At 57.6% G+C, this 16,842-nt stretch carries 16 protein-coding genes; 7 read left to right on the top strand and 9 right to left on the bottom strand.

Translation table 11 applies throughout. The features are described 5' to 3' along the window. Positions 1-144: 144 nt before the first annotated feature. Positions 145-651, bottom strand: a complete 507-nt coding sequence (gene cpxP / locus BJ887_RS00695; RefSeq protein ID WP_020883960.1) for a cell-envelope stress modulator CpxP — start codon at positions 649-651, stop codon at positions 145-147. A gap of 150 nt (positions 652-801) precedes the next feature. Between cpxP and cpxR the strand changes: the two genes are divergently transcribed. Then, the gene (gene cpxR, locus BJ887_RS00700; RefSeq protein WP_014172213.1) at positions 802-1,500 is read left to right on the top strand and encodes an envelope stress response regulator transcription factor CpxR; all 699 of its coding nucleotides are present in this window, start codon (positions 802-804) and stop codon (positions 1,498-1,500) included. After that, on the top strand, positions 1,497-2,870 hold the full coding sequence (cpxA, locus tag BJ887_RS00705; protein WP_010436910.1) for an envelope stress sensor histidine kinase CpxA: 1,374 nt from the start codon (positions 1,497-1,499) through the stop codon (positions 2,868-2,870). Before cpxR ends, cpxA begins: the two co-directional genes overlap by 4 nt. A 54-nt stretch (positions 2,871-2,924) precedes the next feature. Here cpxA and yiiM read toward each other — a convergent pair whose 3' ends face one another. Together yiiM and sodA are read right to left on the bottom strand one after the other, a co-directional pair. Next, complete coding sequence (gene yiiM / locus BJ887_RS00710; RefSeq protein WP_025202749.1) at positions 2,925-3,599, bottom strand: 6-hydroxyaminopurine reductase; 675 nt, start codon at positions 3,597-3,599, stop codon at positions 2,925-2,927. Positions 3,600-3,669: 70 nt separating this feature from the next. Next, on the bottom strand, positions 3,670-4,290 hold the full coding sequence (gene sodA / locus BJ887_RS00715; protein WP_014833772.1) for a superoxide dismutase [Mn]: 621 nt from the start codon (positions 4,288-4,290) through the stop codon (positions 3,670-3,672). Between the two features lie 289 nt (positions 4,291-4,579). Here sodA and rhaT point away from each other — a divergent pair, with 289 nt between their 5' ends. Beyond that, complete coding sequence (rhaT, locus tag BJ887_RS00720) at positions 4,580-5,614, top strand: L-rhamnose/proton symporter RhaT (RefSeq protein WP_020883962.1); 1,035 nt, start codon at positions 4,580-4,582, stop codon at positions 5,612-5,614. Here rhaT and rhaR read toward each other — a convergent pair whose 3' ends face one another. Both rhaR and rhaS read right to left on the bottom strand, forming a co-directional pair. Beyond that, positions 5,615-6,463 carry an HTH-type transcriptional activator RhaR gene (rhaR, locus tag BJ887_RS00725; RefSeq protein WP_014172216.1) on the bottom strand — a complete coding sequence of 283 codons (849 nt, stop codon included), beginning with the start codon at positions 6,461-6,463 and terminating at the stop codon, positions 5,615-5,617. Positions 6,464-6,536: 73 nt separating this feature from the next. After that, positions 6,537-7,373, bottom strand: a complete 837-nt coding sequence (gene rhaS, locus BJ887_RS00730) for an HTH-type transcriptional activator RhaS (protein WP_032680070.1) — start codon at positions 7,371-7,373, stop codon at positions 6,537-6,539. Between the two features lie 301 nt (positions 7,374-7,674). On the opposite strand from rhaS, the gene rhaB reads away from it, so the two are divergent. From rhaB to rhaM, 4 genes are all read left to right on the top strand, one after another. Then, a complete protein-coding gene (gene rhaB, locus BJ887_RS00740; RefSeq protein ID WP_121339052.1) occupies positions 7,675-9,144 on the top strand; it encodes a rhamnulokinase in 1,470 nt (489 codons plus the stop codon). Next, entirely contained in the window at positions 9,141-10,400 is a 1,260-nt protein-coding gene (rhaA, locus tag BJ887_RS00745; protein WP_121339054.1) for an L-rhamnose isomerase, read from the top strand. The genes rhaB and rhaA overlap by 4 nt, the downstream gene beginning before the upstream one ends. A gap of 109 nt (positions 10,401-10,509) precedes the next feature. Next, on the top strand, positions 10,510-11,340 hold the full coding sequence (rhaD, locus tag BJ887_RS00750; protein ID WP_059306261.1) for a rhamnulose-1-phosphate aldolase: 831 nt from the start codon (positions 10,510-10,512) through the stop codon (positions 11,338-11,340). A gap of 27 nt (positions 11,341-11,367) precedes the next feature. Then, positions 11,368-11,682: an L-rhamnose mutarotase gene (gene rhaM / locus BJ887_RS00755; RefSeq protein ID WP_032679248.1), complete on the top strand. Its 315-nt coding sequence runs from the start codon at positions 11,368-11,370 to the stop codon at positions 11,680-11,682. A gap of 36 nt (positions 11,683-11,718) precedes the next feature. Here rhaM and BJ887_RS00760 read toward each other — a convergent pair whose 3' ends face one another. From BJ887_RS00760 to BJ887_RS00775, 4 genes are all read right to left on the bottom strand, one after another. Continuing rightward, positions 11,719-12,984, bottom strand: coding sequence for an MFS transporter (locus tag BJ887_RS00760; protein WP_121339056.1), 1,266 nt, complete (start codon positions 12,982-12,984; stop codon positions 11,719-11,721). A 44-nt stretch (positions 12,985-13,028) separates the two neighbouring features. After that, a complete protein-coding gene (locus BJ887_RS00765; RefSeq protein ID WP_121339058.1) occupies positions 13,029-15,152 on the bottom strand; it encodes an alpha-galactosidase in 2,124 nt (707 codons plus the stop codon). A gap of 104 nt (positions 15,153-15,256) precedes the next feature. Beyond that, entirely contained in the window at positions 15,257-16,252 is a 996-nt protein-coding gene (locus BJ887_RS00770) for a substrate-binding domain-containing protein (RefSeq protein ID WP_032679253.1), read from the bottom strand. Between the two features lie 17 nt (positions 16,253-16,269). After that, positions 16,270-16,818, bottom strand: a complete 549-nt coding sequence (locus tag BJ887_RS00775; RefSeq protein ID WP_014172225.1) for a helix-turn-helix domain-containing protein — start codon at positions 16,816-16,818, stop codon at positions 16,270-16,272. Positions 16,819-16,842: the final 24 nt, after the last annotated feature.

Genomic DNA, 16,842 nt, shown 5'->3' on the forward strand with positions numbered 1-16,842 from the left:
TGTCATGTCATGCCGCTAGTATAACGGAAGCATGGGGAGTCAAAGGATGAATAAACGGTTAACAAAGCAGAATGAAGGGCAAAAAAAACCCCCACATCATGTGGGGGAAGACAGGGATGGTGTCTATGGCAAGGAAAACAGGGTTTACTGGTTACTACGGGTACTGCTATTGCTACTGAAAAACGTTGTTTCTGAGCTTCGCTGCATCCGTGCAACCTCACGCAACTGGTCCATTCGCTGCTGATGTCTTGTGTTCAAAACCGCTTGCTGCTCGGGCGTTAGCAGGTGGAACATCTGGTTGCGGACCTTCGCCATCTCTACCTGGCGGGCAACCTGCTCCTGTGCCATTTTTTCGGCCTGAGCGCGTACAGCGCTTTCGTCAAATTTTTCTGCGGTGACAAGGCGGTGCATTGTCTCCATTTCGCTAACATTAACAGGGGGCTGGTCGTGTCGTGCCCTCTGCATCAGATCTCGCATCTGTTGACGCTGATGTTCGGTTAAACTTATGCCATCAAACATATGGCTTTGGCTGCTGTGCTGCGTTGCCCCCTCCGTTGAGGGCCCGTTATCGCCGGGGATAGCTACAGCGGCCTGGCTTAATGTACTGAACGCCAGCGTTGAGGCCATGACGGCAGCGGTAACTTTGCGCATCACTTGCTCCCAAAATCTTTCGTGTCGCGATTCAACGAGAGACAGTCTACGATTCAGGCTGCAAACATGCGTCAGGGGGTGTAAAACAACGTAAAGTCATGGATTAGATAGCCTTGATGTCGTAATTTCTGCCTCGGAGGTATTTAAACAATGAATAAAATCCTGTTAGTTGATGATGACCGAGAGCTCACATCCCTTTTAAAGGAGTTGCTCGACATGGAAGGTTTCAACGTTCTGGTTGCCCATGATGGCGAGCAGGCGCTGAGTCTCCTTGACGACAGCATCGATTTACTTTTGCTCGACGTTATGATGCCGAAGAAAAACGGCATTGATACGTTGAAAGAGCTTCGCCAGACACACCAGACGCCCGTAATTATGCTGACCGCTCGCGGCAGCGAACTTGACCGTGTACTTGGCCTTGAGCTGGGCGCGGATGACTATTTACCAAAGCCGTTTAACGACCGTGAACTGGTTGCCCGTATTCGCGCTATCCTGCGTCGTTCTCACTGGAGCGAACAGCAGCAGAACAGCGACAACAGTTCACCGACGCTGGAAGTCGACTCCCTGAGCCTGAATCCGGGCCGTCAGGAAGCGAGTTTTGACGGTGAAACGCTGGAACTGACTGGCACCGAGTTCACCCTGCTGTACCTGCTGGCCCAGCACCTCGGCCAGGTGGTATCGCGTGAACATTTGAGCCAGGAAGTGCTTGGCAAACGCCTCACTCCGTTTGATCGCGCCATCGATATGCATATCTCGAACCTGCGCCGCAAGCTGCCGGAACGCAAGGACGGGCACCCGTGGTTTAAAACCCTGCGTGGTCGCGGTTATCTGATGGTTTCCGCTTCATGATAGGAAGCTTAACAGCCCGCATCTTCGCCATTTTCTGGCTGACGCTGGCACTGGTTTTAATGCTCGTTTTGATGTTGCCAAAACTCGACTCACGCCAGATGACGGAGCTTCTCGACAGCGAGCAACGTCAGGGCGTGATGATCGAGCAGCACGTGGAAGCCGAGCTGGCAAACGACCCGCCGAACGATTTAATGTGGTGGCGCAGGCTGTTTCGCGCTATCGACAAATGGGCACCGCCAGGACAGCGCCTGTTGCTGGTGACCAGCGAAGGGCGCGTGATTGGCGCCGATCGCAATGAAATGCAGATCATCCGTAACTTCATTGGTCAGGCGGATAACGCCGACCATCCTCAGAAGAAAAAATACGGTCGGGTTGAGATGGTGGGCCCCTTCTCCGTCAGAGATGGCGAGGATAATTACCAGCTTTACCTGATCCGCCCGGCGAGCAACTCCCAGTCCGATTTCATCAACCTGCTGTTTGACCGTCCGCTTCTGCTGCTGATTGTCACCATGCTGGTTAGCTCACCGCTGCTGCTGTGGCTGGCGTGGAGTCTGGCGAAACCGGCGCGTAAGCTGAAAAACGCGGCGGACGAAGTGGCGCAGGGTAACCTGCGACAACACCCTGAACTGGAAGCCGGTCCACAGGAGTTCCTTGCCGCCGGGACCAGTTTTAACCAGATGGTGAGCGCCCTCGACCGCATGATGACGGCACAGCAACGCCTGCTGTCGGATATCTCGCACGAGCTGCGCACGCCGCTCACGCGCTTACAGCTCGGCACCGCGCTGCTGCGTCGCCGCAGCGGTGAGAGCAAAGAGCTGGAACGTATTGAAACGGAAGCGCATCGTCTGGACAGCATGATTAACGACCTGCTGGTCATGTCGCGCAATCAGCAGAAAAATGCGCTGGTGAGCGAAACTGTGAAAGCCAACCACCTGTGGCATGAAGTGCTGGATAACGCGGCGTTCGAAGCGGAGCAGATGGGGAAATCCTTTACCGTCAACTTCCCGCCGGGGCCATGGCCGCTGTACGGTAACCCCAACACGCTGGAAAGCGCGCTGGAGAACATCGTGCGTAACGCCCTGCGCTATTCGCACACGAAGATTGAGGTAGCCTTCTCGGTGGATAAAGACGGGATCACCATCATCGTTGATGACGATGGTCCTGGGGTAAGCCCGGAAGACCGCGAACAGATTTTCCGTCCGTTCTACCGTACCGACGAGGCGCGTGACCGTGAATCTGGCGGCACAGGGTTGGGTCTGGCGATTGTTGAAACCGCCATGCAGCAGCATCGCGGCTGGGTGAAGGCCGACGACAGCCCGCTGGGTGGGTTGCGGTTAACGCTGTGGCTGCCGTTGTATAAACGTTCGTAGCCGTTTAGCCGGGCGGCGGTATCGCTGACCCGGCTTGCCTCTCCTGCGGGGAAACTATTTCCCCCACAATCTCCGCGAATTATCTTCGATCTTGCTACTTAAACGGCGTTTCTGCATCGTTCGGGTCCAGCTCGTGGACAGCCCTGCAGCGGACAAAAGCCGATGGTACTGGTCGTCATCAAACGGCATATGCCAGGCGATCGCGCAGGCGTCATATACCGAGACATCACTCAGGCGCGATGCCAGCACCAGCGGCGCATCTGCCGATACCTGACCTGCCAGCACCACCCGATATAACCAGCCCGTTTTACCCGCGCTCTGCAGCCGGGCAGACATGTCGCTGATGCCGAAATGATAGTTTAGTTTGAAGCACGGCGAGCGCGGCTGCGTCACCTGAATCAGGGCATCGCCCCAGCGGTAGATATCGCCGATAAAGACGTTTTTCTCGGTCAGCCCTTCCGTTGAGAGATTCTCACCAAACGCTGGCGCGACAAACATATCCGCCTGTTCGGGAAACTCGGTTATCCAGTGCTGATAGTGTTCCCGCGGATAGTGGCACAGCGCGCGGTCAGGCCCGCCATGGATTTTCTTTTCGGCCTGCTCATCGCCCACCAGCCCGAGGTCGGTTAACGTCAACTCGCCGTCGACCTGAACTTTCGCGATGGCGCTCGGGCGGCTGCCGTCGTACTCCCTTACCTTGCCTGTAAAGACATTCACCGGAAAATGCATCGCTGCTCCTTTCTGCAGATACAAAAAAAGCGAGTCATCAGACTCGCTTCTCACAGGCGTCAATGCAACCTTATTTTTTCGCGGCGAAACGCGCTGCTGCTTCGTCCCAGTTCACCACGTCCCAGAAGGCTTTGATGTAGTCCGGGCGACGGTTCTGGAATTTCAGGTAGTAAGCGTGTTCCCACACGTCCAGACCCAGGATAGGGAAACCGGATGCGCCAGAGATTGCTTCACCCATCAGCGGGGAGTCCTGGTTAGCCGTTGAAACAACCGCCAGTTTGTCACCTTTCAGAACCAGCCACGCCCAGCCAGAGCCGAAACGGGTCGCAGCGGCTTTTTCGAATTCCGCTTTGAAGTTGTCTACAGAACCGAAATCGCGCTCGATAGCCGCTTTCAGGTCGCCCTGCAGGGTGGTACCGGTTTTCAGGCCTTTCCAGAACAGGCTGTGGTTAGCGTGACCACCTGCGTTGTTACGCAGAACGGTTTTCTTGTCAGCTGGCAGCTGGTCCAGTTTGGTGATCAGCTCTTCAACAGGCAGGCTAGCGAACTCTGGCAGGCTTTCCAGCGCGGCGTTCGCGTTGTTCACATAGGTCTGGTGGTGTTTAGTGTGATGGATTTCCATCGTCTGCTTGTCGAAATGCGGTTCCAGTGCGTCGTAGGCATACGGCAGGGATGGCAGTGTATAACTCATAATCCTCTCCATTATTGTCGGGCGGCACAGCTGTTAATGCCGCGTAAGCAGTTGGTTCATTATAGTTAATTAAATGATATTGAAAATGATTATCAATGCCGTAGTTTTTATAAGGTTATTCGGTTTTCGGTTATTGCTGAAATTGTGAGTCTGCTCACCCGGTTAACGCGTTGATTGCCATTCAAAACCAAAGTGCGGCAACCTTCCGAAGGTTACCCGACTGCTTAATTTTTACACTCATCGAGTCGGTGGGAAGCCACCGGCATATAAAAACGATGAGGATGTAAACATGAATCATGCGATTACGATGGGTATTTTCTGGCATCTGATAGGCGCGGCCAGTGCAGCCTGTTTCTATGCCCCGTTTAAACAGGTCAAACAGTGGTCATGGGAAACCATGTGGTCCGTCGGCGGTGTGGTCTCGTGGATAATTCTTCCCTGGACCATCAGCGCCATGCTGCTCCCGGATTTCTGGGGCTACTTCTCCTCCTTTAACGCCTCCACCCTGCTGCCGGTCTTTCTCTTTGGCGCCATGTGGGGCGTCGGTAACATTAACTATGGCCTCACCATGCGCTACCTCGGCATGTCGATGGGCATTGGCATTGCGATTGGTATTACGCTGATTGTTGGCACTCTGATGACGCCGATCCTCAACGGCAACGTTGACGTGCTGATCAACACCAAAGGCGGCCAGATGACGCTGCTGGGCGTGCTGGTGGCCGTCATTGGCGTGGGCATTGTCACCCGCGCAGGGCAGCTGAAAGAGCGCAAAATGGGCATCAGAGCCGAAGAGTTCAACCTGAAGAAAGGCCTGCTGCTGGCGGTGATGTGCGGGATCTTCTCCGCAGGCATGTCATTCGCGATGAACGCCGCCAAACCGATGCATGAAGCCGCTGCCGCACTGGGCGTCGACCCGCTGTACGTGGCACTGCCAAGCTATGTGGTGATCATGGGTGGCGGAGCGGTGGTTAACCTCGGTTTCTGTTTTTTCCGTCTGGCAAACGTGAAGACCTTGTCACTGAAAGCCGACTTCTCGCTGGCTAAACAGATGATTATCGGGAACGTGCTGCTCTCGGCGCTCGGCGGGCTGATGTGGTATCTCCAGTTCTTCTTCTACGCGTGGGGTCACGCCAGTATTCCGGCGCAGTATGACTATATGAGCTGGATGCTGCACATGAGCTTCTACGTGCTGTGCGGTGGGCTGGTGGGTCTGCTTCTGAAAGAGTGGAACAACGCCGGCCGTCGCCCGGTGGGCGTGCTGAGTCTGGGCTGCGTGGTGATCATTATTGCGGCCAACATTGTGGGCCTCGGCATGGCGAACTGATTACGCCGCGTTACGACTGCGATGACGCCACTGAACCGGCGTCATCCCCACCTCGCGGTTAAAGACCACCGAAAAATAGTTACTGTCCTCAAAGCCGCAGCGCATCGCCACATCGCTGACCATCAGTTCCGTATGCTGAAGCAGGTACTGGGCATGGCAGATGCGCAGCTGGCGCAGATAGTGGTTCACCGTCATCCCGGTCTGGGTGCGGAATTGCTGGCGCAACGCGCGCTCGCTGCACTGCGCCTGCTCGCAGAATTTCTCCAGCACAAAGCTTTTGTTAAGGCTGCCCGCCAGGGTGGTAATGAGCTTATCGAGCAGGGCTTCCTGCGCGGTAGCCGACGGGTTATCAATGGCGTAGCGATGGCGCGTCAACGTCATGACCAGCTGGGCGAAAAGCAGTTCAGCCATCTGGTGAGCCTCAGGATCGCTTTTCTGGCTCTCCTGCTCCAGCTGAGAAATCACCTGTCGCACCTGCGTCATGCCGTTACTGCTCAGTCGCCAGTGCGCCGCGCACTTCGTATCATTAAAACCCGGAATGTAAGCCGCCCAGTCGACGTTGAGTTTCAGCCTGTCGGGGCAGTAAATCACGTTCTGCAGGACCAGGTCGTTTACCGAAGCGTAGGCGTGTTTGTCTTCAGCACGGATGTAAAACAGATCCCCACGCGTAATGCGGTAGGGCCGGTCGTTGAGGATATGCAAGCCATTGCCCCGCCACACCAGCACCAGCTCGCAGAACTCATGGGTGTGCTCGGCAAAGACGTTTTGCGGATAGCGATCCGCCACCGCGACGGCCTGGCCGGCGGAGGCAAAAAAATCCACTTTGCGAAGCATTAGCTGAGCAACCACGACACCACCTCGACAGCAAATAACCTGACATTATTAGCGTTTTTGCCCACGGGAAACGGTGACAACCCTCGCGTTACTGCAGTGACGCGTCCTTTCCCTGGCGAATATCGCGCGGTGACCAGCTAAATTCCCGGCGAAACAGGGTCGAAAAGTGGTTACTGTCGCCGAAACCGCAACGATAGGCGATATCCGTGACGCTCTCATCGGTATGACGCAGCAGATGGCGCGCTTTAATCAGGCGCAGACGGTTCAGATAGCGCTGGGGCGTCAGCCCGGTTTGCTGCTTCAGCTGACGATGCAAGGTCCGGAGCGACAGCGAAAAATCATCCGCCAGCGTTTCCCAGCAGACATCCTCGGCGAAATGGTCCTCCAGCCAGGCCATCAGTTGAGTCAAACGCGCATCGTTATTCCCCAGCCCGGCCACCATGCTACTGCGACGCAGCAGCACCAGCAGCTGCATAAACAGCAGCTCACGCGTGGCGATGACGTGGGTCTCCTGTCCCTCGTCGCGCTGTTCCATCTGGCTCACCAGCTGACGCACCTGCTGCAGCGTGGACTGATTCACCCGCCAGTGCGAAGGATAGATGCCGTCCTTCTCCTGCGGCAGGAGATGGTTCAGCCCGGACAGGAACTGGAACGCATCGGGCGAACGGTAGAGCACGTTAGTCAGGCACAGGTTGTCGGTATGTTCATATAAGTGCCGGTCATGATCGCGCACAAAGCAGACCGTCCCACCACTGATGGTATACGGCTGGCCGTTAAACACATGGATCCCCGTTCCGTGTTCAACAATCACAATTTCGTGAAAATCATGATGATGCTCAGGGAACGCCACCTGAGGGAGTCGCGGTTCAATCGCGACAGACGACCCACCCGAAGGAAAAAAATCCGCGCTGTGCAGTACGGTCATAACGGCCCCCACCAATGAGAAATGTTCTCAAAATAGTAATTAAGGCCCCGTCCCCTCACCTTAAATTTTCGACCGTAAACCTCGCAAAAACTGTCCGTTTTTCAAGAAACAGGCTGAAAGATCAGGAAATGCGGTAAGCGTCACACTGCCTGCAAACCCCGTCACGCCTGGAAACTGTGAACTCCCTCACGTTCATCTTTGCTTTCTTGCCAGCCCCGGAAAACCGCTGTCACTGGCGAGAAGGTGGTGATGGGTTCCTTTTTTTACACTCACCGCTAATGACTTTAAGAAGGATACAACCATGACTTTTCGCCATTGCGTGGCTGTCGATCTAGGCGCATCCAGCGGCCGTGTAATGCTGGCCACTTATGACGGCAAGCGGCAGACGCTTTCGCTTCGCGAGATGCACCGCTTTGTTAACTGCCTGCAAAAGCAGGACGGCTGTGAGGTGTGGGATATCGACAGCCTTGAGGCAGCGATCCGCACCGGACTGCAGAAGGTCTGCGATGCGGGGATCCGTATCGACAGTATCGGCATCGATACCTGGGGCGTCGATTACGTACTGCTGGACAGCAACGGTGAACGCGTCGGTTTGCCGATAGCCTATCGCGACAGCCGCACCGACGGCCTGATGGCGCGTGCGATTGCCGGGCTTGGCAAGGAGAATATTTATGGCCGCAGCGGCATTCAGTTTCTGCCATTCAATACGCTCTATCAACTGCGCGCGCTGGTCGAACAGCAGCCGGCGCTGGTTCCCCGCGTGGCGCATGCACTGCTGATCCCGGACTACTTCAGCTACCGCCTGACCGGCAACATGAACTGGGAATACACCAACGCCACCACCACGCAACTGGTGAACATCAACTCCGATAACTGGGATGAACACCTGCTGGCCTGGACCGGGGCTTCCCCCTCCTGGTTCGGTACGCCGACGCATCCTGGCAATGTGATCGGGCAATGGATGTGCCCGCAGGGTAATGCGATCCCGGTGGTGGCGGTTGCGAGTCACGATACCGCCAGCGCCGTCATTGCGTCTCCGCTTGCCGGTAACGACGCCGCCTACCTCTCTTCCGGGACCTGGTCGCTGATGGGCTTTGAGAGCAAAACTCCCTACACCAGCGATGCCGCGCTGGCCGCGAACATCACCAACGAAGGCGGTGCCGAGGGGCGCTACCGCGTGCTGAAGAACATCATGGGTCTGTGGCTGCTCCAGCGCGTGCTTAAAGAGCAAAACATTACCGACCTGCCCGCGCTTATTGCCGATACCGAACGACTGAAAGCCTGCAGTTTCCTGATCAATCCCAATGATGACCGCTTTATCAACCCGGCGAACATGAGCGCCGAAATCCAGGCCGCCTGCGTCGACGCCGGACAGCCCGTGCCAACGAAACCGGCAGAACTGGCACGCTGTATTTTCGACAGCCTCGCCCTGCTGTATGCCGAGATCCTGAGCGAGCTGGCCGACCTTCGTGGCCGGCCGTTCACTCAGCTGCATATTGTCGGCGGCGGCTGCCAGAACCAGCTTCTGAACCAGCTCTGCGCCGATGCCTGCGGGATCACCGTGGTGGCGGGCCCGATTGAAGCGTCGACGCTCGGCAATATTGGCATTCAGCTCATGACCCTGGACGAACTTGCCAGCGTGGACGATTTCCGCACGGTGGTCTCGGCGAACGCCACGCTGACCACGTTCATCCCCAATCCCTGCCATGAAATTGCCCGCTATCGGGCGCAGTTTCAGCAAAACCGACTGACTAAGGAGCTTTGCGCATGACCACTCAACTTGAACAAGCCTGGGACCTGGCTAAACAGCGTTACGCCGCCGTCGGCGTGGATGTCGATGAGGCGCTGCGCCAGCTCGATCGTCTGCCGGTCTCCATGCACTGCTGGCAGGGCGACGACGTTGCCGGTTTCGAGAACCCGGGCGGCTCGCTGACGGGGGGCATTCAGGCCACCGGCAACTATCCGGGCAAAGCGCGTAACGCCACCGAGCTGCGCGCCGACCTGGAGCTGGCGCTGAGCCTGATCCCGGGGCCTAAGCGGCTGAACCTGCATGCTATCTATCTGGAATCTGACACGCCGGTCGCGCGTAACGAGATCAAACCTGCGCACTTTAAAAACTGGGTGGCGTGGGCGAAAGCCAACCAGCTGGGCCTGGATTTCAACCCATCCTGCTTCTCACACCCGCTGAGCGCCGACGGTTTTACCCTTGCCCACGCGAACGACGACATCCGCCAGTTCTGGATTGAACACGTAAAAGCCAGCCGCCGCGTCTCCGCGTACTTTGGCGAGCAGCTCGGCACGCCGTCGGTGATGAACATCTGGATCCCGGACGGCATGAAAGACATCACCGTTGACCGTCTGGCCCCGCGTCAGCGCCTGCTGGCGGCGCTGGATGAAGCCATCAGCGAAAAACTGAACCCGGCGCACCACATCGACGCCGTAGAGAGCAAGCTGTTCGGTATTGGTGCGGAAAGCTACACCGTGGGGTCGAACGAGTTTTACATGGGGTACGCCACCAGCCGCCAGACCGCGCTGTGCCTGGATGCCGGCCATTTCCACCCGACGGAGGTGATCTCCGACAAAATCTCCGCCGCCATGCTCTACGTACCCCGCCTGCTGCTGCACGTGAGCCGTCCCGTACGCTGGGACAGCGATCACGTGGTGCTGCTGGATGACGAAACCCAGGCCATCGCCAGCGAAATCATTCGCCACGATCTGTTTGACCGCGTGCACATTGGCCTCGACTTCTTTGACGCCTCCATCAACCGCATCGCGGCCTGGGTGATTGGCACCCGCAACATGAAAAAAGCCCTGCTGCGTGCGCTGCTGGAGCCCACCAGCGCCCTGAAACAGCTGGAAGAGAACGGCGATTACACCGCGCGCCTGGTGCTGCTGGAAGAGCAGAAAACCCTGCCATGGCAGGCGGTGTGGGAGATGTACTGCCAGCGTAACGACACCCCAGCGGGCAGTCAGTGGCTGGATAACGTGCGGATGTATGAGAAAGACGTGCTGAGTCAGCGCGGATAAATATGCCCTCACCCTCTTCCTGTGGAAGAGGCCACTTTTACCCCCTCTCCCTGTGGGAGAGGGCCGGGGTGAGGGAAACGCTCACCGCGATCACGGGAAATGAAACACTATGCAGACCATCACTAACGCCTGGTTCGTCCAGGGCATGATTAAAGCCACCTCCGACGCCTGGCTGAAAGGCTGGGACGAGCGCAATGGCGGTAACCTGACGCTGCGCCTGGATGATGCCGACATTGAACCGTTCGCCGCCGAGTTCCATCAGAGGCCGCGCTATATCGCCCTGAGCCAGCCAATGCCGCAGCTCGCCAGTACGCCGTTTATCGTCACCGGTTCCGGTAAATTCTTCCGTAACGTGCAGCTCGACCCGCAGGCCAACCTCGGGGTGGTGAGAGTGGACAGCGACGGCGCAGGCTATCACATCCTCTGGGGGCTGACGGACGATGCAGTGCCCACGTCTGAACTCCCGGCGCACTTCCTCTCTCACTGTGAGCGTATCAAGGCAACCCACGGCAAAGACCGGGTGATCATGCACTGTCACGCCACCAACCTGATCGCCCTGACCTACGTGCTGGAAAACAGTAGCGACTACCTCACGCGGAAGCTGTGGGAAGGCAGCACCGAATGTCTGGTGGTTTTCCCCGACGGGGTCGGCATTCTGCCGTGGATGGTGCCGGGTACCGACGAAATCGGCCAGGCCACCGCCATCGAAATGCAGTCCCACTCCCTGGTGCTGTGGCCGTTCCACGGGGTATTCGGCAGCGGGCCGACGCTCGACGAAACGTTTGGTCTGATTGATACCGCCGAGAAGTCCGCCGAGGTGCTGGTGAAGGTCCTGTCGATGGGCGGCATGAAGCAGACCATCACCCGGGAAGAGCTGATTGCACTCGGTAAACGCTTTGGCGTCACGCCGATGCAGTCGGCACTGGATTTGTACCCATAGCGGCCCGCGAAAGCGGCTGGAGGCATGATGATCCGCAAAGCATTTGTGATGCAGGTGAACCCTGACGCGCACGACGAGTACGCGCGTCGCCATAACCCCATCTGGCCAGAGCTGGAGGCGGTATTAAAAGACCACGGTGCGCACCACTACGCTATCTATCTCGATGAGGCGCGTAACCTGCTGTTTGCGAGCGTTGAAATTGAATCGGAAGCGCGCTGGAACGCGGTGGCAAAGACCGACGTTTGTCAGCGCTGGTGGAAATACATGGGTGAGGTAATGCCCTCGAACCCCGACAACAGCCCGGTGAGTGCCGAACTAAAAGCGGTGTTTTACCTGCCCTAAGCGTTAACGCTGCCGCATCCGCGGCAGCGTCCTGCGTTAGTTTGCCTCCACCGCAGCGCGCCGCGCCGCAATCTCCTGCTTACTGCTCAGCGTAAAGGCCGAGATCACCGTAATTGCCAGTACAAAACAGCCCAGCATCAGGTAGGTCTCCTGGAAACCGATCCGGTCATACATATTCCCGGCGAAAGCAGAGAGGAAAATCGCCGCCGACTGTTTGGAAAACTGGAAGCCAATCAGATAGATAGTGGCCGACAGACGGGTATCGAACACGCCGGTGATGTATTTGAACGCCCCCACCAGCAGGAACGGAACCTCCAGCGCGTGCAGCATCTTCAGGGCAATGACCTCCACCGCGGTGGTGGCGAACGACGAGCCGATAATGCGCGTCGCCATAATCAGCCCGGCAATCAGCAGCGTATTCTTCGCGCCGATACGGTTGATGATCCACGGCGAGCAGAACATGATGATCGCGTTGCAAATTTCCCCCGCCGTAGTGGCAAAACCAAAGGCTCGCGTTCCCTCCTGCGGCGTTGCGAAGAAGGTTTTAAAGAAGGTGGCAAACTGCTGGTCAAAAACGTCATACACGCAGGCCACACCGATGACGTACAGAATGAACATCCACATTCTGCGCTGACGGAACAGGTTAAAGACCGTCCTGGCGGTGATCTGCGGCTGGTTGGCCCCCAGCGCATTCATCACCTGCGCAGTCTGGTTTGGCTTCGGTTTCGCAACCACCAGCAACAGCATCAGCAGCAGCGCAGCCGCTGATCCCATCCAGAAGACATACGACGGGTCGATGCCAAACAGAATACCGCCCGTTGAAGCGCACAGCCCCCAGCCGAGACAGCCGAACATGCGCGCCTTGCCGTATTCAAACACGCTGTTACGGCTCACGCGTTCGATGTAGGCCTCAATCGCGCCTGAACCTGCGGAGAAGACAAAACCGATATACAGACCGCCGCTCAATGCCCCCAGCCAGATACTGCTTTTCAGCAGTGGCGCAAAGACATACAGGAAGAACGGCGCGAACAGAAACAGCAGCACCGTGATAATCCACAGCAGGTGTTTTTTCAGCCCCAGCTTATCCGAAATGACCCCAAGTACGGGCTGGAAGGCGATGGCCGAAAGCGAGATACAGGAGAATACGATCCCGGTATGGGTTTTGTTCAGGCCGATGACATCCGACAGCCAGATCGGCAGAAACGGAAAGCAGGTGGCCATAATGAAGAAGTAAAGAAAGAAGAACAGCCCGAAGATCCAGAAGTTAGGGTTGTCTTTGTGGGTACAGGTTGTTGTGTTCATTATTTTTATCCTCAACGGAGGGCCAGTCTCCCGGCCCATCACCCTTACACGCGTTCAACGCCAATCAGAATGGCGGTTTCCGGGTCCAGAATCGGCAGTGCGATCCCCGCCTGCATCAGCCACTCACCGCTGGCCGTCTGGGACGTTTCCATCCACGCCGGTAGCTTGCGCATGGTGTGCCCGCCCTCACCGGTGAGTCGAATGTTGGGGTGGTCGAGCAGCGTGATGCGGTACTGCGCCTGCGCGTCGAGCCCCGGCATGCGCAGCGGCATCATGAGCGTGTAATCCGGCATGGCCAGTTGGCTGACCATAAACAACCCCTGCGTTTTGTCTTCGCTCACTATACCCTGCGCCAGCGTGCTGGCATCCGGCATATCCACGCGCCACTGGGTACCGTGATGGATGACTTCCCGCCACTGCTTGTGCAGCGCGGTGTAATGGCGATAGCCTTCACGCTCCTGAGCATCGACGGTGAGCGGATCAAGCTCCAGTCCCATGTGGCCAAACAGTGCCGTCAGGCCGCGGAAAGCTATGCTGTGCTGGCGGAAGGTGGCGTGACATTTATGATGACCGATATGCGCGCCCATCACTTCCGGCGGGAAGAAGTAGCTCATGCCACGCTGGATGGTATTGCGCTCCAGCGCGTCGTTGTTGTCAGAGGCCCAGAAGCGGTGACTGCGGGTCAGGACTTCATAGTCGATTCGCCCGCCGCCCGAGGAGCAGGACTCAAATTCAATGTGCGGGAAACGCTCGCCCAGCACGTCTAACAGACGATAAAACTGCCGCGTCTGCGCATCCGCAGCGGCTTTGCCGTGGTGCCCGGGCTGTACCAGTTCGCGGTTCATATCCCACTTAACGTAGTCGATGGCATGTTCGCCCAGCAGCCAGCTCATGCGCTCGACCAGATAATCAAAAGCCTGCGGAATATTCAGGTTGAGCACCAGTTGATGACGGCCCGTTGCCTGGGTGTAGCCCGGCAGCGCCAGCACCCAGTCGGGATGGGCACGATACAGATCCGAGTCCGGGTTAATCATCTCCGGCTCAATCCAGATACCAAATTCCATGCCGCGCTTTTTCACATGGTTAATCACCGGCGTCAGCCCGTCCGGGTATTTTTTCTCGTCCAGGTACCAGTCACCCAGCGCCGCGTGGTCATCGTTACGGCCCTTGAACCAGCCGTCGTCGATGATAAAACGCTCCACGCCCAGCGCCGCAGCCTCATCGGCCATGCGCATGATGTACGCCGGGTCATGGCTGAAGTAGATCCCCTCCCAGGTATTGAGATGTACCGGGCGCGGTTTGTTTTCAGGGAAGCGGATAACGTTGTCGCGCAGATACCGGTGGAACGACTGGCTCATGCCGTTCAGACCCCGTGCGGAGTAGCTCGCATACAGGCGTGGTGTCCAGAGCGTTTCCCCCTCTTCAATCGCCATTTCTCCCGGCAGGTAGAGGGCTTCGGCCTGCAGATAGCGGCGTCCGTCGGTTTTGACTTCCGCACGCAGGCGGTGGTTGCCGCTCCAGCCCAGATGCACGCCCCAGACGTCGCCGTGCATTTCGTTAAATGAGGACGTACCGGCGATCAGCGCCGGGAAGTGTTCGTGAGAGGTCCTGCCGCGGCGGTTTTCAATCACAACGCTGTCGTGTTCAAGCTTCACGCGATGCGGCTGGAACTCACGGATCCAGCGTCCGTGGAACGCCATCACGTCCTGCGCGCGTTCAGCGACCGGTAGCGTCACGGCAAAACGATCAACCTGCCACGCCTGCGCCCGCAGGTTAGTTAAACCGTGACGCACCACCAGTACCCCGCTTGCATCCAGTGCCAGCTCGCTGGTCAGACGCAACCCGGCATGTTCATCTTCCGCCGTTAACGTCAGGGTTTGCCCCTGGTGCTGCACATGGGTGGTTTTAAAGACAGGCGACCCGTCCAGCCCCTGGCGGTGTCCTTCGATACCGGGCGAACCAAACAGACCGTGTCCCAGCTCCGCCATCAGCGTCACCGGGGCGTCAACGTCGAGCCTGCCGTTCGCCACAGGACGAGACAGACTTACCACATCTTGCGGTGAAAAGTGGTGAAGGTGCGGCCCCCAGTAGAGAATTTCGGCGAACGGGTGCGTGGTTATCACCAGGTCAACCGCCTTACTTTCGAGTCGAAAAATGGAATCGTGCATCAGACCTCTCCTGTCATCGGGATGATCTGAGTGTTGATCCGAAACGTTTCGGATACAAACCAAAACGTTTCGGATCTGTGATCGGCTTTGGAATTTTGCTGTGTTTAGGCCGTCTGGCCCGGGAAGAACTCTGGCTGCCAGAGCACCTGAAGCTGAGCGATATCGTCGCCGTTAATCAACTGACGCACCATGTCAGCGATCTGTTTCCCGACACCCTGGCGGGTGGACTGAATAACCGCCGCCACATCAACATCGACAATGCTGTCCTGCGGTAAGCCGTCGTAAACCACCAGCGAAACGGCGTTTTCACCGCAGAGAAGACCCCGCTGCGCCAGCGCCATGGCCGCGCCGTCGCCGTGAGTGTTGCAGTCGGTAATGATGGCCGTGGGGGGCTGCGGCAAGGAGAGAAGTTCATTCGTCGTGGCGTAACCCACGCGGCGCGAAGGCGGCATGGCGCGCAGCCATTCGCTGGATAACCCGGCTTCGCGTAGCGCATCCAGAAAACCCTGGCGGCGCTGGGTGATGAAGGCCTGATTGTTGCTTTCGCCCAACAAGGCGATACGGCGATGTCCCTTTTCAATCAGCCAGCGGGTGGCATTATACGTGCCGGCATAGTTGTCGAAATCAAACCACGCATAGGGCTGCGGCAGCTGGCTGCGCCCGAGCGCGAGAAAGGGAAAACCGGCGGCCTGAAGCTGTTCCAGCCGCGGGTCATGATCCAGCGTGTGCGCCACAATCAGCGCATCCACGCGACGACTTTGCACCATACGCATATAGCTGTGCTTGTCCGCCAGATCGTCATCGGCAATCAGCAGGAGATCGATTTCATGTCGCGCCAGTTCGTGGCTAATTTCGCCGACCATGTCCATAAAGACGCTGTTATTGAGCGGAACAGGATGCACCGGAAAAACCAGACCCACGGCGTCGATTTTGCCCATCTTCAGGCGACGCGCAAAGGTGTTTGGCCGGTAGCCACGGCGCTGAGCCTCCGCTTCGACGCGGGCGCGCGTCTCGCGGGAGACATCGTCATACCCGTTAAGGGCGCGGCTGACGGTGGTAACAGACAGCCCCAGTTCTTTGGCAATGGCTTTAAGCGACATGATTTTCCGTATCTGCGTTAATTTTGTTCAGCCACCAGAAGCGCGTGCGTATCCGGCTCCAGGGCCTTAAAGATATGCGGCTGGTCAGCGGGATAGCAAATGTAATCCCCCGGGCCAAGCTCTTCCGCCGCGTCGATCAGACCAACCAGCGCTCTACCCTGCGTCACAATAATATGCTCCACTGAGCCTGCCGGATGTGGCTGAGAAATGCGGTCGGCACCCGGCTGGGTGAGTAACAGGTAGATGTCACGACGCGCGCCCGGCGGGCACGCCGCCAGCAAAATGGCTTCATAGTTGGCCTGTCCGGCAACCACCTTCGTTCCTTCTCCACGGCGGATCACCTGAGTGGTCGGCTGCTGCGGTTCGAGCAAACGGGCAAAAGGAATGTCCAGCGCCACACAGAGTGACCAGAGCGTCTCCAGGCTGGGATTCCCGTTGCCGGACTCCAGCTGCGACAGCGTGGATTTAGCGATCCCGGCACGGCGCGCGATTTCCGCCAGTGAAAGTCCGGTTCGCAGGCGTTCTCGCACCAGACTTTTAGCGATCACGCTGATTGGCTGCGTCATAAAAACGGCCCCTTTGTTCTATAA

This window comes from Enterobacter sp. WPR_3_1 (assembly GCF_003635055.1).
Taxonomy (GTDB): Bacteria; Pseudomonadota; Gammaproteobacteria; order Enterobacterales; family Enterobacteriaceae; genus Enterobacter; species Enterobacter ludwigii.